This window comes from Flavobacteriales bacterium (assembly GCA_016124845.1).
In the GTDB taxonomy this organism is placed as follows: Bacteria; Bacteroidota; Bacteroidia; order UBA10329; family UBA10329; genus UBA10329.
In genome coordinates this window covers 46,081-71,876 of record WGMW01000002.1, presented here as the reverse complement: position 1 = coordinate 71,876, position 25,796 = coordinate 46,081, and the positions used below count along the sequence as shown (strand labels likewise).

Sequence of the window (25,796 nt, the reverse complement as noted above, 5' to 3'; positions counted from 1 at the left end):
TGCAGAATTGACCCTGAAGCCACTCATAGCCCATATTCTGCAAAGCTGCAAAAGCACCTTTTTTCTGTTCACATTTTTCATTTTTTCTATCAACGCATTCGCACAGAAAACCATCATTCTCGGTTCAGTATCTGATGCGGTATCGGAAAAACCGATTCCGTTTGCGAATGTGCTTTTCAAAGGTAGCAGCGTTGGAACTGTGACCGACTCTGCGGGCAACTTTATGCTGGAAACGAGGCGGAATTTCGATTCGCTGCAGGTTTCGGTCATCGGTTATCGAACGCAAGTTCTTCAAGTGGTAAATGGTGTAACAGATGAGATCGATGTGCTGCTCGAACCAACCTCCATTGAATTGGGTGAAGTGAACGTTCGCCCTGGCGAAAACCCTGCTTTCAAGATTCTTCGGAAGGTCATTGCCAACAAACCCGTCAACACTCCCGAACGGCTCGATTATTACGAATACGAGGTCTATCACCGTGTGCAATTCGACCTGAACAACTTCACGGAACGCATCAAAAAGAACCTGTTTCTGCGGCCGTTCGATTACATGTGGGAGAACACCGACACCACTGAAGACGGCATCAATTACCTGCCCATGCTGCTCACCGAAAGCAGCGAAGACCATTACTACCGCAAGGAACCGCGAAGCACGAAAGAAGTGGTGAAAGGACGCAGAACATTCAAGTTCTTCCAAGCACCCAAGATCATGGAATTTGTGCAGGACATGTATGTGGACCCGAACATCTACGAGAATTATGTGGTGATTCTTGACCGCAGTTTCCCAAGCCCTATAAATGACTATTACAGAAGAAATTACAATTTTCTACTTGATTCAGGAATTCACATCATTGATGGTTATCCGTGCCATCACATTTTCTTCAAACCAAAGGGCAAAAGCGATGTGGCCTTTACAGGCGATATGTACATCGATACGAGCAGTTACGCGGTGGTTCAGACCGACCTTGAATTCAGTGTGGAGGCCAACATCAACTTCGTACGGAATTATTGGATCCGGCAGAACTATTCGTTTGTGGATAGCACGCAATGGTTCCTCACCAGCAGTCGCGTGATCGGGGATTTCACGGTGATCGAGAATGCGAAAGATATGACAGGTTTCTTCGGGAAGAAGACCACGGAGATACGCAATATCAAACTCAACGAACCGCGGGAAGAGGCTTATTACTCGACCATTGACCCTGTGGTGATCCAGGACAGTGCTTACACGCGCAATGAGCAATTTTGGAATGAGGCGCGGCAGGACACGTTCACCACCGAACAGCAGAACCTGGTGAAGATGATCGACCGCATGAACCACGACCCGAAGTGGAAGGCACTGGTCGGAGGCGTTAAACTGCTGGCCGATGGCTGGTTCCCCGTGCGGCAGATCGACATCGGAAACGTGTTCACTTTCTACAGTTGGAACCAATATGAAGGTTCGCGTGTGAAGTTCGGTTTCCGCACCAACGAGACGTTTAGCGACCAAGTGAACCTGAGCGGATACTTGGCTTACGGCATCGGTGACCAGCGTTTCAAAGGCGGTGGCGAAGCTGCTTTCATTTTCCCCGGAAAATTGCGCAGGCGTTGGGTTTTCGGCCTCAGTTACCGTAACGACCTTTTCCAACAGGGCCGCAGCCAGAACATGCTGCCGCTCGACCATGTGCTGACCTCATTCGTGCGCATCAGCGGAACGCAGAAGCGCACCATGCGCGAAAACTATTCGGCTTACCTCGAACGGCAATGGTTCACGGGACTTTCCACGCGCATTTCGCTGTTCCGAGACCGCTATTCTCCACTGAAACAGGATTTTCGAATGCGAAGCGGAACAGACACCGTTGCATTGGAAAATTACACCACGGGAGGATTCAAATTCAATCTGCGCTTCGGTTTCGGGGAAGATGAACTGCCAGCCACGTTCGATCAGGTTGACCGCGGTTTCTTCTTCCGAAAATACCCGATGATCTCGTTCGAAACTGCGGTCGGCATCAAGAATTTTCTCGGTTCTGAGTTCAATTACCAGCATTTCAAACTGAAACTCGAATATCAGCTGCGCGCCAACAAGGCAGGTTACCTGAACATTCTTGCCGAAGGCGGCATCATCAACGGGTATCTGCCGTACCAACTGCTGCATGTTCCAAATGGCAACTCGTTGGTTTTCAACGATGACCATGGATTCAATCTTATGAATTACATGGAATTTGTGAGCGACAAGTACGTTTCGCTCCAACTCGAACATCATTTCAACGGGCTGCTGTTCAACCTCATTCCAGGTGTGCGTTTGGCCAAGCTGCGCTCGCTGCTTATCGGTAAACTCTATTTCGGTACGCTGACCAACAACAATCGCAACGGCAAATACCTGTTGGCCGATGGCATGGCCGCCATGCAATATCCGTATGCCGAGGTCGGTTTCGGTATCGAGAACATCCTCAAGATCTCGCGCATCGATTTCACGTGGCGATTGACGCAGCTCAACAATTCCAACACGCTTGGTTTTATCGTAAAGCCGAGTTTTTACTTGCGGTTCTAAGGAATCAACTACGCGGGCTTCAACTTTCTGAACAATTGTTACATGGAGGCAGCTACCGCATGAGAATCCAATAACTTTATCGTATGAGAATCCTATCGCTGATCATCCTTTTTGCAGTTACCCAAATGCTTCCCGCACAGGCTCAGGTGTCGTTTCCCACAAGCAATGCGGTCTGGACCAATACGCAGTACGCCTACGTTTGGAACCCGCCAAATCCAATTCCCGATCTACAGTTGACAGATGTGGACACTTATTGCGTTGATGGTCAGGATACGACCATTCAGTCGAATCAATATACTGCAATTTACCGTTGTCAATACCTCTACAAAGGTGCTTTGCGAGAAGTGAACAGTGCTGTGTATTTTGTACCTGCTGACTCTACTCAGGAATATCTACTGTACGATTTTGGCGCACAAACTGGCCAAACCTTGCAGAACGTTTATATCGGCAATCATTTCGATGAAGAATTTATGCTTCAGGATTTTACTGTTCAACAAACAGCAACGGAGATCATTGGTGGAATAAGTAGGCGTGTGGTGTATGTGGACTCCTATCGATGGATTGAAGGGATAGGCTGCGAAACCGGACTTTTCATGGAACCTTGGTCAAACGTTTCAAACTATGAGAACCGCTTGGAGTGTTTCACTTTGAACAGCCAAATGGTTTTTCCCACCCAAAGTACCGACCCTTGTCCTTACATTTTTGTCGGAGTCAATGATACGGAGAGCAGTTCTGTCTCAATAGAAATATATCCGAACCCTACCAATCAAGAAGTGACCATTTCTCTTGGAAGCGTTCAGTCTAACATTAACGTTTCTATTACAAATATTCTGGGAGAACAAGTAAGGAACATTGTCGCAACAAACACCGATCAAATCCATTTGGAACTAAAGATGATTTCAGGCATTTATCACGCTACAGTAACGCTTGAAAACGGGAAGCGCTCTTCATTCCGAATTGTGAAAAACTAACGTTGAATAAACCCCTCAAAATCATCATTGTAGTAGATGAAGATCTCTTCGCCTTTGGCGATGGCTCTGGTGGATGAGAATGTCTGTGTCAGGTTTTCCTTGTCCTGGTTTAAAACCCTGGCATTGAAGTTCTTATCGTGATTGAAGAAACTACCGACACCACTTAAGCAGAGTGCATAGAATTCCTCATTCCAAGGAAATTCAAGTGTGGCAATGGCCTCTGGCAACTGCTCTTCGTGATGCAATAGCGTTACGTGGCTTACGGTCAGAATTTCACCTGCTTCAATATCGCGCGTACCGAACACACCTTTTCCGTGAATCGGACTTTCCTTGATTTCCACCTTTCCGTTCATGTACCTTTGATCTTCGGGCGGCAAGGATATGAAATCAATTCTGAACAAGGCAGCACATGAGATTCTGAAACTGACGCATTCGTCCGTGGCTTGTTCTGCTGAAGAACGTGAAACCTATTTGAAGCGCGCCTCAGACATTCAGAACGAGCTACGCGAATGGGTCGGAATCGAAGAACGGGAAAAGATCGGCTTGGGACAGAACTGTAACGCTTCGTGGTACTTGAAAGCCACGGGAAACAAGCGTGCCTCCTACCCTTTCGATTGGATCTTTACCACACCTGAATTCATCCTCGATATGCTCGGTGATGATTTTGAAAAACTGCTGGATCGAAGCCTCCTGATTCCTCACGGAATAGATGCGGGTCATCAATACTATCACGAATGGTTGTTCGGTCATCGCAATCCTGCCAATTCAGCGGGTGATCATGAATTCTTTAAAAGATGTGTTGTCCGTTGGAATGAACTGATGCAATCTCAGAAACCTGTGGTTTTCGTTACGGTGGTTCTGAATGAATCTGACAAACGGAAGCGCTGGAAAAAGGGATTCACTAAGCAGTTTCAAATGCCTACCGACCAGAAATTGAGCGATTTTGATGGAGTCATTCAAGCAATTATCGCTATCAATCACAACTGCAAATTCTTGTTCATTGAGCAATACACCGAAGTGCCATTTGAACTTTCAGTAACGGGAAAAAATGAAAACGCATTCTGGCTGAAATTCTGCGCCATCGACAGGAACACGGGCGTTCAGTATTTGAATGCAGTAGATGATGAAGTGATGAAAATGGTTTACAATGGACTGAACTCGAACTGAATTCTTGGGCAAGGTGATGGATTGATCATTGAAGTCGTACTTTCAACGAAACAACTATCCAAATCAAACTCAAATTCCATGAAACTTGCGCTCATCTCTGGTGCCATTCTGGCCAACATTCTCACCAACATCGGTTTTAAATACTCTGCCATCAACGAGGCCATTCCCATGAAAAAGTGGGGTTTCCTGGCCATTGGTCTGGTATTCGGCCTCATCAACTCGGTGCTGTTCACAGAATCGTTGCGGTTCATTTCATTGCAAGTGGCCAGCACCGTTTTCTTCGCGCTGACCATTGTCGGACTCTACGTGGTGTCGATCTATTGGTTCAACGAGCCCGTGTCGATGCTGCGACTGGCGGGTGGTGCTGTCATTATCATCGGAGTGATCATGATCTCAATTCCTTGATATGAATCTGGTGACCATCAAGACCTTCTCTTACGACCACGAGACGCTCATCTACGAACCTGCTTTCCAAGCAGAAGGCATCCAGTACTTTCTGAAGGATCAGAAAACGGTTGCTGTCGATCCTTTGGTCTCCAATGCCATTGGTGGCATTAAACTGCAGGTGAGTATTGAGGACGAGGAACGAGCGCGTGCGTTAGTGGCTGAGATTGAAGCCAAGAATACTGGCAACAATTTGGGAGATGAAATTGTGGTGAACGGCAAGAAATATGAGAAGATATTGTTTGAGTGTCCTAAATGCGAATCGGATGACGTGTATCAAGCCAAACTCTCATTGCTTGGCTGGTTGAACTATCCATTCACCGTTCGCAAGAAATACTGTCGTAATTGCGGAATGGAATGGTGACGAAAATCCTCAATTGAAACCTCTCAGACCAACCCCTTCATTTCCAAAAGTGATGGGGTTGTTGTTCTCGCGGTCGGTGTGCGTTGGACCGTTTTCCAAGTTCAGAACACCTCTTGGACAGACCGTTGAACAGATGCCGCAACCAACGCACGAAGCCCGAACGATATTCTCGCCACGCTGAGCATAGCTTTTCACATCAATACCCATTTCGCAGTAGGTACTGCAATTGCCGCAACTGATGCATTGCCCACCGTTGGTTGTAATTCGGAAACGTGAGAAATACTTCTGCAGCAAGCCGAGATAGGCGGCCATCGGACAACCGAAACGGCACCAGATACGCGTACCGAGCAATGGATAAAATCCTACACCGATCACACCTGCAAATGCTTGTCCGATGAGGAATGCGTAGGCTTTCGTCAATTCGTGAGAAACACTACCGAAAATCCCACCTTCCAAGTACGAATTCACCCAAAGAAGAATGGTGAGAAGCGTGATGAACAACAGCACGGAATGAATCATCCAACGCTCGACCTTCCATGCTTTCAAACTCTTGTCGGAGAGTTGGCGAAACGGATCACCAGCCGTGTTTGCCAAGCCCCCACAACCGCACACCCAACTGCAATACCAGCGTTTGCCGAAGAAGTAGGTGAGAATGGGCGTGACCACAAACGTAAGCAAGGCCGAAACGATCAGCATCCACAGCCCAATGGTTCCCGCGTTCATCATTCCATCCACCGAATTGGGCCACAACAGATCATAATCCAACGGCCAGAAGTAGCTGAAGTAGTATTCGGGCTGGCTCATGGCCTTCAGGAACATCGGTATCAGGAATGCGAAACCGAGTTGAAAAAACATGACCGAACAAGTGCGGATGACCTGATAGTTGGAATGACGGTATTTTATGATGGCGCGAACGCCCATGACCAGCACAGAGATCGTGTACACGAACCCGTAGAGAAACCATTTGTCGGCATAGAAACCGAACAGCCCTTCGCTTACGGGATGGAACATGCTGACCAGTCCTGAGTTGTTCCAGAACGAATCGGAACCCCAATAAAGCAGGATGTAGAATGCGGTGAGGAAAATACCGAATGCCCAACCTGCCACGCCTCTTGCCATCAGGCTGGAATTGAAGATGTGATGGTTATTCCCGCTTTCGGTTTTACCTGAAAATGTACGTACGATGTAAATCAGAAAACCAACAATGGAAGCAAAAACGCCTGTCCAGAAGTAGAAGCTTGGGTCTTGGTTTGCCGGGCCAGTTGCACCAACTACCATGGAAAGCAGACCGAGCGAAGCTACGGCAATGCCTATCTTCTGAATCCAATCCAAACCAGGCGCATGTGGATTGACCAACGATATGCTGAATCCTTCCTTACTCATCTTGAGAACATTTTATTGCCACAGAGACACTGAATACACAGAATTTTCACAGAAAAGGAGTCCTTTCCTTCTGTGTAAATCTGTGTTTCTGTGGCTAAAGTCATGTTTTCAAATAGTTGTTTGCAGTTGCACTTCTTTCTCGAATTTCTTGAAGAACTCAGGGTCGAAATTGGCTTTATCGAGGTTGGAAATCACTTCGGAAATGGTTGCTCCATTGCGAATCCAAGCATCACAGACCTCGTGTCGCAAGCGGATGCCGAAAGCATTGAAACCAAGTACCGCTTTTGAATTCCTATCGAATACAATCCGCAGACAACGTTTGCCATCGTTTCCATCCCATAAAATGGAATCTTCATTCTCCTTCAATTCAGGAAGAACGGTTCCGTAGGTCTGATATTCGATATCGAAGAACTTGGCGGAGTTGAACCAGATTCCAGGATCATAATCGGTCGGCTGACCGCAAATGGTTGCAGCAACCGTTTCGCCCATCATTTTGCCAGCATACCAAACAGCCTCGATCGGCTTCCTGTTCGGTTTTGGATTCCGAAGTTGAGCGCAGTCTCCCAACGCGTAAATATTGGGCACGTTCGTTCTCAATTCGCCATCTACAAGAATTCCTTTGTCAATATCAATTCCAGCATCTTTCATAAATGAAACATTTGGGCTTACACCAACCGTAAGACCAACGAATTGACAAGGAATTTCTTCTCCAGACCTCGTTCTTACAGCCCGAACTTTTCCATTCTCATCACCGAGGATCTCATCCAATTCGGTAGCCAACCGTAGATCGACCTTATGCGAACGAATATGCCGATTGATGAGTTCACTTTCCTCCTTTGGCAGAACCGTATTCCAAAAACTCGTTTCCCGAACAAGCATGGTTACCTCAAAACCGCGCGAACGCAGCATTTCCGCCATTTCAATGCCGATTAATCCACCACCGACAACCACCGCTTTGGAAATTCCCTTGGTCGATTCTTCCATCAGCTCCAGATCCTGCAAACCATACAATCCCTGCACACCTTTCAGTTCCTGGCCCTTCCAACCGAACTTGTTGGGCTTGGAGCCCGTGGCAATGATCAGCTCATCATAGTTCATCGAACTTCCATCATCAAGTTCGATCGAATGGGAATCCGGATTCACTTTTTGAACGTACGCCCGCTTGAGTTCGATGCGATTCTTCTCCCAGAACCAATCCTCGTACGGTTTGGTGTGCTCGTATTTCATGTGGCCCATATAGATGTACATGAGCACGGTGCGCGAGAAGAAATGGTCGCTTTCCGCTGAAATAACGGTGATGCGATGGTCGCTGCGCTTACGGATGTGGCGCGCTGCGGTGATGCCCGCAATGCCGTTCCCGATAATGACGATATGTTTGGTTGTGGCCAATTACAGCAATGGAAATTCACTCACCACAATTCCGTCCTCATCAGCATAGAGGTAACTGCCAGGTTTGAAATCGACCCCTGCGAAACGCACGGGAATATTCTCCTGCCCTTCGTTGCGTTTGATGCTTTTGGTCGGGTTGGTATTGAGCGCCTTTACGCCTACCTCCATTTCGGCTATCTGTCTGGAATCGCGGATGCAGCCGTACACCACCATGCCGCGCCAGTTATTCTCGATGGCCAACGCTGCGAGGTTGTCACCGACAAGCGCACAACGCAATGACCCGCCACCATCGACCACGAGTACTTTTCCCGTTCCATCCTTCTCTAAAACGCTACGCACCAGCGTGTTGTCCTCAAATACCTTCAGCGTATAAATCTCACCTTCAAACATGGTTTCGCCACCCATGTCGAGGAAAATGGGTTCGGCCACTTGGAGCTTATCGATGTGTTTGTCGCAAAGATCTGCGGTTGCGTGCTGCATGTTTACATTTGAATTGGTGAACGGTTGAAAATAGCTAATTTGACCTCCGATGAAGAATGCTTGCAGAATAGTTCTCACAGTTGGCGTGTTGATAGCCACGGTGCAACTTGGTTGGGCGCAGAAGGACAGTACCGCGTTTGACAATAAATTGGGTATCGATATTTCGTATTCGGGGCTTTCGTACCTGGAAAGCGCGGTGGGCGAATTTCATATCACCTATACCATGAAGCACCACGCGGTGGCGCTGGGGCCGCATATCATCTACCAAGGATTGTTTCCAGGACAGAACGATTGGGCGCGTTCGGGATTCTCGTTCGTGTACCAGTATTTTCCCATTCGCAGCAATCGCCTCTTCTCGCCCTATCTGTTCTACGATCTGAACTATGGCTTCATCAAATCGACCCGTGAAGAAAGGATTCCGACACCAGACGGCACGGACACGTACACGGTGAGCCGAAAAGTGGTGAGCAATTCCATCATGCATCATTTCGGCATCGGAACGCGCTGCAACTTTTACAAGGGTCTGTTCGTGCATCTGAACATCGGTGCGGGCCCTGGAAGTTTCGGGCAATCGACCACAGACCGCTCGCTGACGGCAGGTTATTCAGACACGAAGGTGAAGGAGCATCCGTTCTCTCATTACGAAACGGGGCTCATGTTCCGCATTGGCATTACGTATCAGGTTGGTTTGAGCGAACTGAAAAAGCAGAAGAAGTGTTGTGATTAGCAACCCCTCCTGACCTCCCCAAAGGGGAGGGAATTTGAATGTGTTTAATCGCTATAATAGAGATGAGATGAAGTCGTTTGCAGCAGCGATGAGTTCTTTAAAATCGGCTATTCCAATTCTGATTTTGCTGGTCACGTCCTGTTCGCGAGATGAGGAGATTACGCAGAACATGGTCTATGACCAGTATGTGACCATTGACCAAGGTATTTGGGGTTCGGTCATTTATCGTGAAGGAAATTGGATGCCGCCTGTTGGAAAAAATGCCATTTGGTATCCTGTAGAGCGGGATGTGCTTTTCTGCCGTCCGATCAATATACTGATGGAAGAACTGCCGCAAAATCTATCCAAAGAAATTATAGATGAGCATCTGATCTTTGTAACTCGGTCCGACCACAGAGGTTTCTATGAAATGAACCTTCCAACTGGTCTTTATACGGTGCTGGTTAAGGAAGATACCATGTACTATTTCAATTACATGGATGGACAAGGGAATTTGAGTCCCGTAAACGTTGACACAAATGCCACTACGCCACTTCACCTGATCATTGATTATAACGCAGTCTATTAATTCTCTTAGGCTGGCGAGTTTTCCCGCAACTCCTTTTTATACTCCGAGGGCGTTTTGCCTGTAAACTGCTTGAAAAGGCTGTTAAACGTTGATTTGGAATTGAAACCGCAGTCGTTGGCAATGCCGATGATGGTGAGGTGGTCGTAATCGGGATTGGCGAGCCTGCGCACCACGGCCTTCAAACGGAATTCATTCACAAACGAGAAAAAGTTCTTGCCGATATGCACATTCAGCAGTTCGGTAAGCTCATGCTTCGGCAGGTTGATCTGTGCCGAGAGTTCGCCCAATGTCAGTTCTGGATTCAGGTACGGACGTTCCTCATTCATGTGAAGGATGAGGCGTTCGGTGAGCACCTGCGCTTCCTCCTCAGAAAAACGCGGTTTCACCTCTTTCTCATTCAGTTCGGGTTTGATGAGTTCGGGTTCGTCCTTCTCCTCCACCGTATATTCTGAGCGGTAAAGTGTGGGCTGCCGCAACCCGAAATAGCTGATGCAATACGCCACGCTTGTGAGGCCGATGTGCGAAAGCAGCGAAGTATCGACCACTTTCTTGAACATGATGGCGTTGTAGGTTCCCGCAATGATCACCACCAGTCCGCTGAGGCTGAACAGCAGCGCAATGAAGTTGAGCCAGAACAATCGCACCTGTGCATCGCGATAGCTGAACTGCGCTTCGATGGTCTTACGGAAATTGATGAGTTTGACGAACGTGAGAACCGTGTAAGCGATCACGGATGTGAAGAAAACAATGGCGAATGTGACCCGCACCCACAGGTATTCGTCCTGATTGAGGTAGGCCTCATCCGAGAAATCGACCACATCTTGAAAGAACATGAAATACGCCACGGTGATGAAGACGAACGGCACGAAATGCAGCAGATCCCACGGACGGAAACGCTTGCGGTCGGACACGAGGTACGAAGTGTAGAGGTACAGAATGGGGCCGAATGTGAGCGGGATGAGTCCGAGCGAGAACTGCGCATCGAAGAATTCGCTATGCTCTGTGTGCAAGATAAGAATGATGAACTTGAACGCGAACAGCATCAGCCCACCGATCAGCAGTTTATCTGGCAGCGAAACGTACCTGCGCGTGGCCAAGGCAAACGCAGCAAAAATGGACTGCGCCAACCCAATGTACAATATGGCCTCAGACATGTTCATTCCAGTCCGTAGGCTTCGGGGTTGTGCAAGCGTTCCCAGGTTTTGGTCCTTCCCAAAAAGAAGAGAATGCTGTAGTAGCCTTTCAGTTTCAGTTTCCCTTCTTCGAGATAGATCTTGCCGTTGTAATCGTTGCCCGTCTGGTAGTAGTAGATCTGGCCTTTTCGCCAAGCACCTTCTCCATCCCATTCGAACCCGATAAGCATGTCGGCACCGAGAACCGTGCGGGAGCGCAGGTCGGGGTCATCGTTCAACACATCTCGCCTTGGATTTCCAAACACGTCCAACGAATCTTTAAGCCATTCCACGCGACCGAAATACAATCCGTTATCCTCATATATCCGCACAACGGTCTCCTGCTTCTCATCAAGCCAGTAACCGAGAATGTCGTCCTTGTCCTGTGCTGAAACACCCAGAACCGATAACAGCATCAAACCTCCAATGATCAGTGATCTTCTCATGAGTCGCAATGAAACGAAAAACTTGGAAACAAATTCTAATATGAAGTACGGATAAAATTTGTGAAGACCGATTGCACGCATTCGAACAACCGATGTTTGCTGGTTCAGCGATTGAACTCCTTGAAATCCACCGAAGGGTCGTAGTCGTTTTTTGTTCGGATGGAATGCAGTTCGCTTCGTTCGTCTTTCGACCGAATGATCGGAAACAGCAGCTGAACATACCACGGTTCCTTTACCTGATTCCACGCACCGAAACGTGTGGGATATTTCCGCGTGATCTTGGCCGTTCCGAACAGGACATCCCAAATGAAGAGCAGGTTGCCGTAGTTGCCGTTCGGGTTGCTTACGCCATCATCGGCCGTGAGGCCATGATGCGCGAAATGCGTGCTTGGGGTGGATATCACCCTTTCAACGATCCACGCCAATGGATTCAGAAACTTATAGCGGTAAAGGAATCGGTCCCATTTGGTCTCGCTGTGCGCCAACAGAATGATGGTGAGCTTTACCGGCAGGTAGAACAGATAAGCGTAGCCCATGCCCAGATAGACGAGCAATGCCGAAAACCAAATGCCTGGCATGAGCGCGTAGTAAAGAACTGCGTTCCGATATGTGACCATCACGCCCATCTCCTCCACCACATGGTGCGGACGATGCAGCTTCCACATGGTTCTGTTAACATGCGAAAGGCGATGCCAGAGGTATTGCGTGAGGTCATCGAACACCAGAAATGCGAGGATGCACCACCAGAAGGAAACATGTACGAAATGATCTTCCAGTTGAGGAAACGCAGCCCGCATGCCCCAGACAACACACAGAAAAATTGCTGGTTGAATAAGCGTTGGCAACGTTACCAAACTCACCAATTCAATGGTGAAATCATTTCTGGTGCGCCTGTCTTTGATGTACAGGCCACCGAGCGCTTCCAAAATACCAAGCACCAGCATAACCACCGCTGGCACCATTTTGCTAAGCAATTCTTCTTGCATCCGACCTTAAAAGTAACATCTGCATTTACTTACCGCAACGCTATTTTCAGTCGGCCTTTTACCGACATTTGCGTCCCATGAAACGCGCCTATCTGCAGATGCATTTCGCCATCTTCCTGTGGGGATTCACGGGTATATTAGGCCGACTCATCTCCTTATCGGAATTTCCTCTGGTGTGGTGGCGTATTCTCCTCACAGTAATTGCCTTGGGTTTGTTCCTTAAATGGCGTGGTGAACTGGAATCCCCTCCGTGGAAAGAAATGAAGAAGATCGCCTTTGTAGGCGGAACCATTGCCTTGCACTGGGTATCATTTTTCGGGGCCATCAAGTATTCGAATGTTTCGGTGGCACTAAGTGCGCTGGCCAGCACCGCGCTGTTCACATCCATTCTCGAACCATTGATGTACAGGCGAAGACCACAGCTATCAGAGGTGATTCTCGGATTGATCATCATCTTCGGCATCTTTCTCATTTTCCGTTTTCAGAAACTGTATGCCATGGGAATTTCATTGGGGCTCATCAGCGCCATGCTCTGTGCCTATTTCACCATCGAAACCAAGTCTTTATTGAAGAATCACGGCCCGAGGAACCTCCTGTTCTACGAACTTATCGGTGGCTTGGGAACACTTACCATTTTGGCACCTGTTTATATACACTTTTTCCCTGTTTCCGATCTTGTTCCAACACTATCCGATAGCGGTTATCTGCTTATTCTGAGTACGGTCTGCACGGTCTACGCCATGCAGCTTTCGTATCAGGCGCTACAGCATGTCTCTCCTTTTGTAATGAACCTTTCGGTGAATCTGGAACCTGTTTATTCCATCATTCTGGCGGCTTTTATCTTTGAGGAGCACAAGGAACTGAACCTCGGTTTTTATGCAGGCGCAAGTACCATAATTGTGGCCGTGGCGGCCAATGGATTGCTTGAGTGGCGAACCAAGCGAAAGATTCGGAAGCAAACGCTGATCGCACCTTAACGGTAGAGGTCAGAACATTCTTTAACTCACACCTGTTTAACTTGCGACAAAACTGCAACGTTATGCGCGCCATTCTTTTTGCTTTCATCATCTTCCTTTTGCCATTCACTTCCTTTTCTCAGGACATCCAGAAAATATCGAAGCCCGATAGCTACTGGAAGGAAAAGCTCACCGAACAACAATACTTGGTTACTCGAAAGCACGATACCGAACAGGCGTTTACCGGCAAGTATTGGGACAATAAGGCCGATGGCATCTACACCTGCATCTGTTGCGGGTTGGACCTTTTTGATAGCAAGACCAAGTTCAAAAGTGGTACGGGCTGGCCAAGTTTTTACACCTACATCGGCAATCACGTAGAAAAATCAACAGACCTCAGTTTCGGCATGAACCGAGATGAGGTACACTGCGCCCGTTGCAACGCCCACCTTGGCCATGTGTTCGATGATGGCCCCGAACCTACGGGACTGCGCTACTGCATCAATTCAGCTTCGCTGGATTTCCATACCCGATAATTTACACATCTGCACGGTGAGGTGTACTCAAACTTCATCATTTAGGAGTCTGCTCAACAAACTGTGTCAGACACTTCTGAGAGCTCTTGCCACGCCCCTCCCCAATGAGAAATTCTATATGAATGTTGATTTTTCATGTTGACAGAAACAAAACTCTGTTATTTTTGGATTACAAATAAGACAACAGGGTCGTGTTTCAGCCCGTGGAGTATCAATTTAGACCATGTTGTACGTTCAACCTCAAAACCATGGAACGTGGAGCCAAACTGCGTCAGCTAAGACGCCTGAAAGACCTTACCCAGCAAAACATTGCAGACGAAATCGGTATCAGTCAGCGCCATGTTGCCCGTATAGAGAGCGGAAAGGCACAACCGCGTATCGATATACTGGAACTATGGTGCGCCATGCTGGACATCACCATCAGAAAACTGGAAAAACTGTGCAAGGAGGAGAAGAAACGGAAAGGGCCGCAGTAAGGCGACCCATGCACAATCTACAACATGTATGTGCGTTCAACTATCAACGTATAACAAGAGTATCATGAACGGCTACACCTTCAATTCCAATCCTCCAGCATTTAGCCCAGCTTGGGAAGCCTTTGCTCTACGTGCAGGACTTTGCCTTCTCGACAATGTCTGTTGCGTTGGATACTCGACCAACATCATCATGTTCGAACATGCTTCTGAACAATTGACCCCGGCCAACAAGATGAGGCTATTGTTGAAACAACTCCAACAGCCAGAAGATATCAAGACCCTGCAAGGCGCCATGGCCATCATGCAGTCTATCCGTAAAAAAAAACACCGCAACAAGCATGACATCCTGACCCTTAAACGTGGTGAGAAGATAACGCAGGACATCTTTGAGCATTACAGGGAACATATCGTTACCGATCTTAGAACCTCAGCGTTGCCTCAGCTATGGCCATTCTATCTGAAAGACAACAAATGTCTCTACCTCTGGAATGTGGATACGGAACGTGGCGAACCGACCGGACGCGGAAAGTTCAGCGGCCTCCTCTCGTTTGAACAGGATGAGGAAGAAGAAGACCCCCCATCCATTGTTCTGTTTTACGAACAGCTTGGGCTTGATGTGCTCGACAGGTTCGAATGTACGCCTCTGGTTACACTGCCCAACATGAACCTGTATGAGTATGAGAAGCTGAACAATCTGCGCCAGCGGCTTGAGCCGCTCCGCAAAGAACTCGAAACCACGCTTCCGCTGATGGAACAGCAGGATGGCGAAAAACGGTACACTACGGGGCAATGGAACATTGAAAGCATCAAAGAACTTGCCCCGCGCTTGCAAAAGACCATGGATGAACTGCCTGAGATACAATGGGCCGCTGATCTGCAGCAGTCCATCCGGGCCGAACTGCTTGTTGGAAACATGGAGATAACCGAACTATGGCAACTGCTTTTCGACCATGGTATCATTCCTAAGGACACATGGGCTGTTTTGCAAAAAAAGAAACAGAGCGGCATCCTATGCCCTACCATCCCTTTCATTACTGTAAGGTCTGACTGGAGCACCGCAGCCACAGACAACCTTACCGAAGAGGATTCTCTCTCTCACAAACGAAAGACCTTAGACCTGGACTGATATGAGCCAACGCACCGACAACAAGTGGCGCCACTACCGCGCCAAGCTTACCAAGGCCGAACTGCAGATAGAACTGCTGGACCTGGAGGAATTTCTGCGTTTTGCAGAGGACCATGTGGTTACCAGCATCTATTGTTTTGAGCAGCATGGAACCATTACCGCCTTCGGCATAAGCCATAAAGGTGGGCTGCTTACGGTGGATGCACAGGGCTACCACCAACTGACCGACTACCGCACCGCCAGAGAAAAGGGTTTTGGCGATGCGGCCACGTACTATGATGCCACCGAAAAGGGGTTTGAAACATGGGAGGCCTACCAGCTTTCGGTAGGTTCTGAACTCAGCGACCCGGAGACCTACAAGGCCTTGGTGGATGAGCATTACGAGGACGGCTACCCCGATTATGTGAAGATGGTGGAGGAAGGCCGCCTGAAGGTGGAACTGCCCGCCATGGCCAATCCGTACGACCTCTACCGCTACGGAAAGGATGCGGGCTTTACCAATTGGTTTGAGCTGCAGGTGGCGCTGGAGAAGGGTTTTACGCTGGCGGCCGACTACCGCACGGCCACCGAACAGGGCTATACCACTGCTGCCGACTTTGAGGCCGGAAGACAGGGAGGGTTCATCAACGCCAAAGAATGGCAGGAGGCCAAGGAGGCGGAATGCTTCTCGCGCTCGGAGTTCCGCAGTAAACTGAACCTGGACCTGATGGACGCCCCCGACCTGAAGCATGACGCGCGGGTGCTGCTGCAACTGCTCTCGCGCCTGCCCGAAAAGAAGGAGGTGACCGTGGATCAGATACAAAGGCGGCTGGAAAAGGACATTGAACTGTATCAGGATCCTGCCTCCAAGATGCTGCGCAACTGGTTTACCCTGCAACTGCGCGACCGAAAGGCGCTGCTACAGTTCCTGCGCACCAATGCCGACATTAAGAAGTTCGGCACTTACCACCACGACAGGGAGGTGTTTGCCACCCGCGCGGTGCAGGAACGCCAAGTGGTGCTGGATGGCAGCAATGTGGCGCACAACTCGCATGGCAACCACAGAAGCGTGCCCAAGGTGGAGAACCTGCAACGTATGATGGACGACCTCAAGAGGCGCGGGTTCAAGGACATCATGGTGATCGTGGATGCCTCACTCCGCCACCGGATAGACGACCCCGTGGCGTTGGATGCCTTTGCCGACAGCGTGGATTACTTTGAAGTGCCCAGCGGCACCAGTGCCGATGTGTTTGTGATCGCACACGTAAAACGCAACAATTGCCTGATGGTGAGCAACGACCTCTTTTGGGAATGGAAGGCCATGGACCCTTGGATAGAGGACAACATCGATTTTTACCGCCTCAGTTTCCGCATTACCGATAAGAAGGTGATACTGCCGGAGTTTGATGGATGAGGTGTGATCTGGCCTGCAAAAGACCTGCGAGGTTTGGGACATGGGTCACTAAGTAATGTCCTTCGGCCATGAGCTCCCTGCGGTCGGTTCGAGTAATCGAAGCGTGTATCGAGAAGTGAACCTTAAGGGTAGTTAATTATCAGCTTTTTCTCGTTTTGATTTCCTTTTTGTTTTACGCCATTGTCTACGTGTTCCATAGTTCAACATCTTTCGTGAGCAAGTAACAAACGGTCCTGCTGACTGATAACACACAAAGGGTAACACATCCTCAAATTTTGTCCAGTATGACTTTGCCTCGACAACTCTACATAGTTTCTTTATAAGCGAGTCTACCAATAGCGCTTCAACCAAAGAGCCTTGTGTTTCGGGTTCCCAATACGATTTAAATGAATAGGAGGATGAATCAGCATCTTCAATATAATACGTCACCCCGTCATAACCTTGTAGCCAATTTGGAATTGAACGTTCATCAGGAACTTTCCTAATATCAGAGGATTTTATCAAGTTCTTGGCCAAGCTTGTTTGAACCTCTGGAAGTGTGTCAATGGTAAATCTAACTGGTCCAATGGTACTCTGTTTCTCAAAGGAGTATTCTATCGCCCAACTAATTATTCGTCCACTTAGGTGTCCTGGATATTCATTGATTTCAATTACCTGCTTGTCCGTCCAAATCCGAAAGGCCAAATGTGAAGATGTGCTTTGCAAAGGTTCCAGTCCTAGTATCGATACAAATTTCATCTGCATGTCGTACCAAGGAATGGTATCCCCATTTTGTTTGATGGGTATATGCAACTCTCTTTCCTGTCCAAAAACTGATATTGCAATTAACAAAAGCAGCTTTGCTAAAAGGTATTTCATGATTACACCCTAACGTTTCCCGCTAAAGATAATACGTTAGGTAACAGCCGCCCTGCAATAGACGTGCGAGGTTTGGGACATGGGTCACTTGGAGTGCGCGGGTATAGCTGCCCACGGTCCTCGATACGTCCGCTTGTGGCGGACACTCGGACTGACCCACGCACGGACAGCACAGAACATGTAGAGACGCGATGCATCGCGTCTCCATGCACTATCGCACACATTAGGTTTAGTGGGGGTTGGGGGTTGTTTTTAATTTCTTTTATCCACGATTGATATTCCTCCAAATTCCGTTTTCGCCCCGTCAGTAGTTGTCGGAGGAGGATGAGCAATTTCCCATTTGTCATATTTTTTCAAGTCCCAAATTGCAGTCATTCTATGTCGTAGCTGTTTTTGGGCCTTTCTCCCACGTCCGTTTTTGCTTACCCTTTCTTCAATTGCTTCCGTAAAGCAACCGAAATACTCGCCAGCTAATTCTCCGTCCACATAATCTAAAACCTTCACAACTGTGGAGTCGACAGAATGATAAATCGTGTCTATGTCACTCCGCAATTCCTGTCCGAATACTGGAGAAACTAACACCGTTAAGAAGATGGTAAGATGTCGTTTCATTTAATAACCCTCAACGTTTCCCGCTAAAGATAAGACGTTAGGAAACAGCCGCCCTGCAAAAGACCTGTGAGGTTTTGGAAACCTCGCAGGTCTCGCTACCTGAGTTGTATAGGGCAATATCCTGAAGCGGATGGAGATCTTAAACCAGTGAAACAGATTCTATCCATGCCAGTCATTGCCACAGTAACGGCATTGCTTTGCTTTTGGCGTCCTTGCAAGTCGTCCACATTTTGGACAATGATTCAGGAATACCTCATCTTCATGTTCTGACAGGATGCGGGAGGCCGTATGGATCTCGAACCGTTCATACCCACCATCAAGCAAAGCCAGAATTTCGGGGTCGTTTGACAACCAGAACATCTTTTGATAGACCCGTTGCCTTGCCTCACTTGCTTCATCGCCTATTTTGACCGTACTGAAATGATGGCGTTGAGCCCTCTTCTCTTTTTCGATCATGAGCGAACGATAGTGTTCAACTATATAATGAGCCGTTTCTTGATCCATGTGACGTTAAAGATAGCGTCTTGGGTAACAGCCGCCCTGCAATAGACGTGCGAGGTTTTGGTACTCTAAGTGGCCTGAGCACTTCGACAGGCTCAGCAGCCACGAAGTGGAAGGGTGTATCGAGAAGTGCGCGGGTAGTTGCTTTCATCCCTGAGGCCACCTGCCAGCCCTTGGGTATGTCGAGCGTGGCGGTTGCTGCGCGGTCAACCCAGTCGGGTACAAACATGAAGCAGTTTACAGGATTGACCTACAGTTGGCTGTGGTCTACAAAGGTGTTACCTGCATTGAGTTCGTTGGCGAAGTAGTTGTAGGCGACCTTCACCTTTTGGTGACCATCGCAATCGACCTCCCAAAGGTCTTTGGTGAGTTTACGGAAGGTTAGAGGTTCATTATTGATGGTGAAAGCGGCAAAGCGCTGCACGTTCTTGGCAAAGTTGCCCAACTCATACCGGCCCGGACGCCAAGCTGGCAATTGCAACTGCAATTTGGACTGCGAAATGCCTGTAATCATCAATTCAAAATCCACGAAATGCCGATGCGGCTCGCGGTAAACAACACGATACTCTATCTTCCCTTCCATGGGGGCGAAATTAGTAAGGTTAAGATTTCCATAACGTTTAGGAAAGGAGTAGTTATCAAAAAGAAAACCGCTATTTGGAAGCAAGTTGATCAGTTGTTCAGCAAATCAGTTGATCAGAGGCTGGAGAATGGGGCGATGAGCAAGGCGGCAACCAATGGAAGGAAGGTGGCAGTTGATGAGAACGAGGCGGGAATAAATCTTAACGTGGTGGGCATAAATCTTAACGCGATGGGAATCAGTATCACCGTGGCGGAGATCAGTAACAGGGAAATGGGAAGCTTTGTCGGTCTGGCGGCAAGGATTGCGAGGAAGCGGGCAGCCTCTTAAAGCATAGTGGAAATAATTGTCAGTATGGTGGAAAGGGTTCTGAGCAAAGCGGGAATTATTCTTAGGAAGGCGGGAATGGTTTGGAGGATGGTGGAAATTGCCATTTGGAAGCACGAAGGTCTAAACAGAGAAATTCGAGGATGCTTAGGCAGGCGTAATCAAAGGGTGCCAGCAGAGATTTGTGGAATGATTCTTATCGTCCTTTTTACCGAGAAAGGACCAGCTTCTGGAAATGAGATCAGTTACAAACTGATCGTATTTAATTCAGCACAAGGGATCCTGCGGAACTCTTGCGCCAGCTATGGGCAAGCAGTATGGATGGATATTTTCTAATTACCATGCAATGATTATCTCCTGAAATTGTTTACCAAGGCAAATACGTACATTTAACGTTGTTTAAATAATACCGTTGAAAAACATTGCAACACTTTTACTTTCGTTATTGGCCGGTGTAAGCGCTTGGGCTCAGTTTGCAGAGCCTGTTCAGATATCGCCTGTATCAAAAGGACTTAGTAGTACTGAAAGCGGAGATATGGATGGTGATGGTGATCTGGACGTGGTCGTTTCGTCATTTAAGGATGGTAAAGTGGTCTGGTATGAAAATGATGGTGCAGGATTTTTCATTGACCATCATACCATTTTGGATACCGATGAGGCATACAGGCTAATAACAGTCTATGATTTCGACTACAACGGTTATGCAGATATCGTTACTGCGGCAAATTCCAATGGAGACCCGGAAACCCGTCTTTGGCTAAATCTCGGCCAAGGAAATGGCCCGCCCATAGTGCTTAATATGCCTGCGGGTTACACGTCTATCAATAGCATATTTTCTTTCGACATGAATCTTGATGGATATGCGGATATCGTACTTTCTGCCGGTGCCGGAATGGGCTGTTGGATGAAAAACAATGGATCGGGACAGTTTACGGAAACGGTTGAGATCGTCATTCCTAATGGTGGAGACATTGATAACTTATTCGACTTCAATGGAGATTCACTGATAGATGTTTTTGTTAAACAATCAACGGAAGAAGAAACCTGTCTTGTGAATGATAGTGCTGGCTATGTCTTTCATTCCTTATCCCTTCCCTATAATATCGAAACCGTTTATGGCTCTGGCGATATGGACAATGATGGTGACCTTGACCTAGTTGCACGTGGATTTCAAGCGGGAACGAGTGAACCAATTCTTTGGCTTGAAAACGATGGTGCCGATCAATTTACGAGCCACACACTTATTGCCAGTTCAGCCAACAATGGTCAAGGAGTCAAGGTGATTGATCTGGATGGCCAACCTGGCCCTGAAGTGGTCGTTCCGAGGGGTGGATTACGTCTTTATCATGGTGCGAATACGAATTACACCATGCTAACCGAACTTGTTGCACCGCTGAAAAACTTACAGTTTGAAGATTTCAATGGTGATGGGATAGTTGATATTTTGTTCGACCATGGGCTGGTCGTCTTGTTTGGTGACAGCACATATCAAGATTGGACGGAAGGCTCACATATGAATACACCTGGTGGGTGCCGTCAAATGGTGCTCACTGATGTGAATAAAGATGGTTACAAAGATATATTAGCCGTTTCATCAACAGGTTTCCAGTACCAAGTTGAGTACCTCAAATACACGGGTAACGACCAGTATGCGAATTCCTCTTACGCAATTGATTTGAGTTCTGGTTCCGTTATGGATGTATATAGCCGTGATCTGGATAACAATGGCACTGCTGATGTAGGCTATGTCGGATGGGATGGAAAAATCACAACATCTGAGAATGATGGCTCAGGTAACTTTAGTATCCCGGAGGTACATCTTGAATTCCCAACGCAGCAATTTTAGGCCTCAGCATTCGAAGATTTTGACAATGACGGTGATCAGGATGTCATTGTGGTACCAAGTGGGAACAATGGAAATCAAATAATGATGGCCCGCAATCAGAATGGTGTTCTAACCTTAGAACCCATCGTTTCAAGCGAATTTGGTCTAACTCCTGGCCGAATGGAAACATTTGATCTTGAAAACGATGGCGATATGGATGCCGCCTTGGTGGCGGATGAAGATGTGGGTGGAATTGCTGTTTTCATCAATGATGGACAGGGTCAATTCGATGTGATCTTCATAAACGACACAACAGATTGGTATAGCACTCGTATCTGTGCGGCAGATTTCGATAATGATGGAGACAACGACCTATTATTGAACCACAGTTTCAATAACCCTATCATATCTATCCATGAGTTCGATGGAGTGAATTTCAATCGTCATATTGTATACTCCGACCAGTGGTATTCAAACATTTGGCTGCCAGATGGCACTACAGCCATGGACATTGATAATGATGGGCTTACTGACATTCTTTGTATGACACCTGGAATAGGAAATAGCTGTAGCTCTTGTGGTCTTTTCTGGTATAAAAATCTTGGGGGCTGGCAGTTTTCCGACCCTTACCACATTCAATTCGGGGATGCTGAATTGGGACGGCCTTACGACCTAATTCCAGTAGACAGAGACTTTGATGGAGACGAAGATCTTATTATCTCCGATCAAGGAAATGGACCAATGAATGCAGGCATCTATTACTTTGAAAACCTTTTTTGGGGAAGTTATCGCGTTCAAGGCCATGTGTTTTATGATATTGATACCAGCGGTAATATGACTAACAACGACATCCCATTTCCTTTTATCGATGTTCAGATAGATCCTACTCAATCGGCATTTTTCACCAATGCAAATGGAGAGTACAATGCTCTCACTGGTATTGGTGCATATTCAGTTACTCCAGAGCTTGACACATCACTTTGGCTATTGACCACACCAAACTCCTACACGGTAATTCTGGATTCAGTTAGTCCAATGTATTCAGGTGCTGATTTTGGAGTCATTCCGAACGGAATTCAACCTAATGCTAATCTTACAACTATTGACCCAACTGGGCCATGTTTATCCATGGGAACATTATGGTTTTCCCTTCAAAACACGGGAAACACATTCTTATCTGGGGTGTTTGAAGTGGTATTGGATACCATTTTAACTTTTGAGTACTCAGACCCTATGCCTGACTCTATTGTTGGCAATAAACTATATTACCATGTGGACAGCCTGTCTTTTTATGACCAACTCAGTCAGGTTGTAGGCATACAGATGCCTGACCCATTCTGGTTAGGTGAGATCATGGAAACTGAGGTCAACTACTTCGACCAATCAGGACTTCAACTTCAACAGCTGGGCACCACACCTTTAGCTTGTGCTTTCGACCCTAACGATAAGACTGAACATACCGGAATTGAATCCGAAGGATATATTTCCGATGGACAATGGTTAGAATATACTGTGAGGTTTCAGAATACAGGAAATGCACCCGCTACTGATGTTATCATTCGCAACCAACTGGACAGGAACTTGGACTGGAGCACCCTTACACCTGTTGCATGGTCGCATGACGTTGAAATAAGCGTTGAACCCGATGGTGATGCGGTCTTCAAATTCCTTGGAATCATGCTGGTCGATAGTGGTACCTCGTTTATAGAAAGCCAAGGATTCATCCAATACAGGATTAAGGCTGACAGCAATCTCTTTCCTGGAACTTTAATTCACAATACTGCAAACATTTTCTTTGATGCAAATCCTCCAATCTCGACAAACACAACTCTGAATACAGTTCAAGAATGCTACCAACCAACAGGTCAATTTATCACGTGTCAGCAAACGATATTAATATCTCCGTTCATGAACCCTATTAACCAACAGTGGTTCCGGAATGATACTTTACTTACTGGAGAAACGGGTATATACCTTGAACCAATATTAAATGGTGTCTACCATGTTGAAGCGATTTACCCGGTAAACTGTAAAATCAATTCCGAACCTTACCTCTTGCAAGGACTTGCGATAGATGAGGTCTCGACAATAGAGGCCGTCATCTATCCAAACCCATCAAGGGATAAGGTGTTTTTCCGGTTAGATCGCTTGCCAGCAGAAAGTAGCGAACTACTGATCACAGATGTTTCAGGACGACTTATCCTTAGAAAACGGATAAGCTCGATGCAGTTTGATGTTAGTGTAAGTGAATTGGGAGCAGGATATTTCTTAGCATACATCAATACGGCCAAGCGTAGATACTTACTTGGGAAACTGGTAACTGTTCGGTAGAACCGTTTACTCAAGAAAGCGAAAAGGACACACGTGATAAACACGCACCAAAAGCAACACTTCTCGATACCATTTTTTCTCCTTGGTGAGCATCACTTGAATTGACACAGGTGTGATTACATGAAGATGTATGGTTTCTGGGTTTTGGTTTTGGTTATCGTTGATACCTTCGCAACCAGATAAAAACGAACAAGATGAGTTACGATCTGATAGTAGTGGGCAGCGGCCCTGGTGGTTATGTGGCAGCCATCCGCGCTTCGCAATTGGGTATGAAAGTAGGCGTGGTGGAACGCGCGGAGTTGGGCGGTATCTGCCTGAACTGGGGTTGCATCCCCACAAAGGCATTGCTGAAGAGTGCGAATGTTTTCGAATACATCCAACACGCGGCCGATTACGGTGTTTCTGTTGGCAACAGCAAGGCGGATATCAAGGAAATGGTGAAGCGCAGCCGTGGCGTGGCCAATGGCATGAGCAAGGGCATTCAGTTCCTCTTCAAGAAGAACAAGATCGAGCATATTCAGGGTTTCGGTAAGATTAAGAACAATACCACGGTTGAGGTGACGGATGCGGATGGAAAGAAATCGGACGTTTCGGCCAAGAACATAATTCTGGCGTTGGGTGCGCGTAGTCGCGAATTGCCGAACCTGAAGCAGGATGGTAAGAAGATCATCGGCTATCGTGAAGCCATGACGTTGGACAAGCAACCGAAGAAGATGGTTGTGGTCGGTTCTGGTGCCATTGGTGTGGAGTTCGCGTATTTCTACAACGCCATTGGTACGGAAGTGACGGTTGTGGAGTATATGCCAAACATCGTTCCGGTGGAGGATGAGGAAGTGAGCAAGCAACTTGGTCGCTCCTTCAAGAAAGCGGGAATGAAGATCATGACCGACAGTTCTGTGGAGAAGGTTGATACTTCTGGCAGCGGCTGCAAAGTGACCGTCAAAACCAAGAAAGGTGAAGAGGTGATTGAGTGCGATGTGGTGCTTTCGGCCGTTGGTATTCAGGCCAATCTGGAAGACTGCGGATTGGAAGATGTGGGCGTTATAATAGATGGCGGTCGCATTAAAGTAGATGAGTACTACGCCACCAACATCCCGAACGTATTTGCCATTGGAGATTGTATTCCTGGCCCAGCGTTGGCGCACGTGGCAAGTGCCGAGGGAATTATTTGCGTAGAGAAAATTGCTGGGGAAAACCCAGAGCCATTGGATTACAAGAACATTCCAGGTTGTACGTACTGTTCACCCGAAGTGGCGTCTGTCGGTTACACCGAAGCGGCTGCCAAGGAAGCTGGTTATGACATCAAAGTGGGTAAGTTCCCGTTCTCTGCTTCAGGTAAAGCAAGTGCTGCTGGCGCGAAAGATGGTTTCGTGAAACTGATCTTCGATGCGAAGTACGGTGAGTTGCTTGGCGGACACATGATCGGTGCTAACGTGACAGAGATGATCGCAGAGATCGTGGCTATCCGCAAACTGGAGACTACTGGTCACGAGATCATCAAAACGGTTCACCCCCACCCGACCATGAGTGAGGCGGTGATGGAAGCTGCGGCTGCGGCCTATGATGAAGTGATACATCTTTGAGTTGATCAGAGAATTAGTGGATTAGTTAATTAGATCTGAAAGGCCGTCTCAATGACGGCTTTTCTGTTAAT

Annotated in this window: 27 protein-coding genes; 16 read left to right on the top strand and 11 right to left on the bottom strand. The window is 47.5% G+C overall.

Annotated features, from left to right (window positions below; genetic code table 11):
* The first annotated feature begins 7 nt into the window (after positions 1-7).
* Both GC178_00575 and GC178_00570 read left to right on the top strand, forming a co-directional pair.
* The gene (locus GC178_00575) at positions 8-2,524 is read left to right on the top strand and encodes a hypothetical protein (GenBank protein ID MBI1286052.1); all 2,517 of its coding nucleotides are present in this window, start codon (positions 8-10) and stop codon (positions 2,522-2,524) included.
* Positions 2,525-2,607: 83 nt separating this feature from the next.
* Positions 2,608-3,495, top strand: a complete 888-nt coding sequence (locus GC178_00570) for a T9SS type A sorting domain-containing protein (GenBank protein ID MBI1286051.1) — start codon at positions 2,608-2,610, stop codon at positions 3,493-3,495.
* Here the strand turns inward: GC178_00570 and GC178_00565 are convergent.
* Positions 3,492-3,848: an SET domain-containing protein-lysine N-methyltransferase gene (locus GC178_00565; protein ID MBI1286050.1), complete on the bottom strand. Its 357-nt coding sequence runs from the start codon at positions 3,846-3,848 to the stop codon at positions 3,492-3,494. The genes GC178_00570 and GC178_00565 overlap by 4 nt on opposite strands.
* 28 nt (positions 3,849-3,876) lie before the next feature.
* On the opposite strand from GC178_00565, the gene GC178_00560 reads away from it, so the two are divergent.
* From GC178_00560 to GC178_00550, 3 genes are all read left to right on the top strand, one after another.
* Positions 3,877-4,662, top strand: coding sequence for a hypothetical protein (locus tag GC178_00560; protein ID MBI1286049.1), 786 nt, complete (start codon positions 3,877-3,879; stop codon positions 4,660-4,662).
* Between the two features lie 78 nt (positions 4,663-4,740).
* Positions 4,741-5,067, top strand: a complete 327-nt coding sequence (locus tag GC178_00555; protein ID MBI1286048.1) for a hypothetical protein — start codon at positions 4,741-4,743, stop codon at positions 5,065-5,067.
* 1 nt (position 5,068) lies between these two features.
* The gene (locus GC178_00550; protein ID MBI1286047.1) at positions 5,069-5,470 is read left to right on the top strand and encodes a hypothetical protein; all 402 of its coding nucleotides are present in this window, start codon (positions 5,069-5,071) and stop codon (positions 5,468-5,470) included.
* A gap of 9 nt (positions 5,471-5,479) precedes the next feature.
* Here the strand turns inward: GC178_00550 and GC178_00545 are convergent, their stop codons facing one another.
* From GC178_00545 to rraA, 3 genes are all read right to left on the bottom strand, one after another.
* The gene (locus tag GC178_00545) at positions 5,480-6,853 is read right to left on the bottom strand and encodes a 4Fe-4S binding protein (GenBank protein MBI1286046.1); all 1,374 of its coding nucleotides are present in this window, start codon (positions 6,851-6,853) and stop codon (positions 5,480-5,482) included.
* Between the two features lie 108 nt (positions 6,854-6,961).
* Complete coding sequence (locus tag GC178_00540) at positions 6,962-8,242, bottom strand: NAD(P)/FAD-dependent oxidoreductase (protein MBI1286045.1); 1,281 nt, start codon at positions 8,240-8,242, stop codon at positions 6,962-6,964.
* Positions 8,243-8,722 (bottom strand): ribonuclease E activity regulator RraA, encoded by a 480-nt coding sequence (rraA, locus tag GC178_00535; GenBank protein ID MBI1286044.1) that lies wholly within the window; start codon positions 8,720-8,722, stop codon positions 8,243-8,245.
* 49 nt (positions 8,723-8,771) lie between these two features.
* On the opposite strand from rraA, the gene GC178_00530 reads away from it, so the two are divergent.
* Together GC178_00530 and GC178_00525 are read left to right on the top strand one after the other, a co-directional pair.
* Positions 8,772-9,449, top strand: a complete 678-nt coding sequence (locus GC178_00530) for a hypothetical protein (GenBank protein ID MBI1286043.1) — start codon at positions 8,772-8,774, stop codon at positions 9,447-9,449.
* 67 nt (positions 9,450-9,516) lie between these two features.
* The gene (locus tag GC178_00525; protein MBI1286042.1) at positions 9,517-10,017 is read left to right on the top strand and encodes a hypothetical protein; all 501 of its coding nucleotides are present in this window, start codon (positions 9,517-9,519) and stop codon (positions 10,015-10,017) included.
* Positions 10,018-10,022: 5 nt separating this feature from the next.
* Here the strand turns inward: GC178_00525 and GC178_00520 are convergent, their stop codons facing one another.
* The 3 genes from GC178_00520 to GC178_00510 are packed head-to-tail and all read right to left on the bottom strand — an operon-like array spanning position 10,023 to position 12,597.
* Positions 10,023-11,177, bottom strand: coding sequence for a helix-turn-helix domain-containing protein (locus tag GC178_00520; protein MBI1286041.1), 1,155 nt, complete (start codon positions 11,175-11,177; stop codon positions 10,023-10,025).
* Positions 11,174-11,716 (bottom strand): DUF2147 domain-containing protein, encoded by a 543-nt coding sequence (locus GC178_00515; GenBank protein MBI1286040.1) that lies wholly within the window; start codon positions 11,714-11,716, stop codon positions 11,174-11,176. Before GC178_00515 ends, GC178_00520 begins: the two co-directional genes overlap by 4 nt.
* 23 nt (positions 11,717-11,739) lie before the next feature.
* A complete protein-coding gene (locus GC178_00510) occupies positions 11,740-12,597 on the bottom strand; it encodes a fatty acid hydroxylase (protein ID MBI1286039.1) in 858 nt (285 codons plus the stop codon).
* 101 nt (positions 12,598-12,698) lie between these two features.
* Between GC178_00510 and GC178_00505 the strand changes: the two genes are divergently transcribed.
* The 5 genes from GC178_00505 to GC178_00485 all read left to right on the top strand — a co-directional run bounded on the left by GC178_00505 (position 12,699) and on the right by GC178_00485 (position 17,108).
* Complete coding sequence (locus tag GC178_00505) at positions 12,699-13,598, top strand: EamA family transporter (GenBank protein ID MBI1286038.1); 900 nt, start codon at positions 12,699-12,701, stop codon at positions 13,596-13,598.
* Between the two features lie 62 nt (positions 13,599-13,660).
* Complete coding sequence (gene msrB, locus GC178_00500) at positions 13,661-14,113, top strand: peptide-methionine (R)-S-oxide reductase MsrB (GenBank protein ID MBI1286037.1); 453 nt, start codon at positions 13,661-13,663, stop codon at positions 14,111-14,113.
* A gap of 248 nt (positions 14,114-14,361) precedes the next feature.
* Positions 14,362-14,589, top strand: coding sequence for a helix-turn-helix domain-containing protein (locus tag GC178_00495; GenBank protein MBI1286036.1), 228 nt, complete (start codon positions 14,362-14,364; stop codon positions 14,587-14,589).
* 64 nt (positions 14,590-14,653) lie between these two features.
* The gene (locus GC178_00490; protein MBI1286035.1) at positions 14,654-15,715 is read left to right on the top strand and encodes a hypothetical protein; all 1,062 of its coding nucleotides are present in this window, start codon (positions 14,654-14,656) and stop codon (positions 15,713-15,715) included.
* 1 nt (position 15,716) lies between these two features.
* Positions 15,717-17,108: a hypothetical protein gene (locus tag GC178_00485; protein MBI1286034.1), complete on the top strand. Its 1,392-nt coding sequence runs from the start codon at positions 15,717-15,719 to the stop codon at positions 17,106-17,108.
* A gap of 132 nt (positions 17,109-17,240) precedes the next feature.
* Here GC178_00485 and GC178_00480 read toward each other — a convergent pair whose 3' ends face one another.
* From GC178_00480 to GC178_00465, 4 genes are all read right to left on the bottom strand, one after another.
* Positions 17,241-17,966: a hypothetical protein gene (locus tag GC178_00480; GenBank protein ID MBI1286033.1), complete on the bottom strand. Its 726-nt coding sequence runs from the start codon at positions 17,964-17,966 to the stop codon at positions 17,241-17,243.
* 252 nt (positions 17,967-18,218) lie between these two features.
* Entirely contained in the window at positions 18,219-18,578 is a 360-nt protein-coding gene (locus GC178_00475) for a hypothetical protein (GenBank protein ID MBI1286032.1), read from the bottom strand.
* Between the two features lie 159 nt (positions 18,579-18,737).
* Entirely contained in the window at positions 18,738-19,082 is a 345-nt protein-coding gene (locus GC178_00470) for a hypothetical protein (GenBank protein MBI1286031.1), read from the bottom strand.
* A 247-nt stretch (positions 19,083-19,329) separates the two neighbouring features.
* A complete protein-coding gene (locus GC178_00465; protein MBI1286030.1) occupies positions 19,330-19,662 on the bottom strand; it encodes a hypothetical protein in 333 nt (110 codons plus the stop codon).
* 135 nt (positions 19,663-19,797) lie between these two features.
* Here GC178_00465 and GC178_00460 point away from each other — a divergent pair, with 135 nt between their 5' ends.
* From GC178_00460 to lpdA, 4 genes are all read left to right on the top strand, one after another.
* A complete protein-coding gene (locus GC178_00460; GenBank protein MBI1286029.1) occupies positions 19,798-19,989 on the top strand; it encodes a hypothetical protein in 192 nt (63 codons plus the stop codon).
* A gap of 409 nt (positions 19,990-20,398) precedes the next feature.
* Positions 20,399-21,832, top strand: a complete 1,434-nt coding sequence (locus tag GC178_00455) for a hypothetical protein (protein ID MBI1286028.1) — start codon at positions 20,399-20,401, stop codon at positions 21,830-21,832.
* Positions 21,833-21,916: 84 nt separating this feature from the next.
* A complete protein-coding gene (locus GC178_00450) occupies positions 21,917-24,142 on the top strand; it encodes a T9SS type A sorting domain-containing protein (GenBank protein MBI1286027.1) in 2,226 nt (741 codons plus the stop codon).
* A gap of 194 nt (positions 24,143-24,336) precedes the next feature.
* A complete protein-coding gene (gene lpdA / locus GC178_00445; protein MBI1286026.1) occupies positions 24,337-25,725 on the top strand; it encodes a dihydrolipoyl dehydrogenase in 1,389 nt (462 codons plus the stop codon).
* The last annotated feature ends 71 nt before the right edge of the window (positions 25,726-25,796 follow it).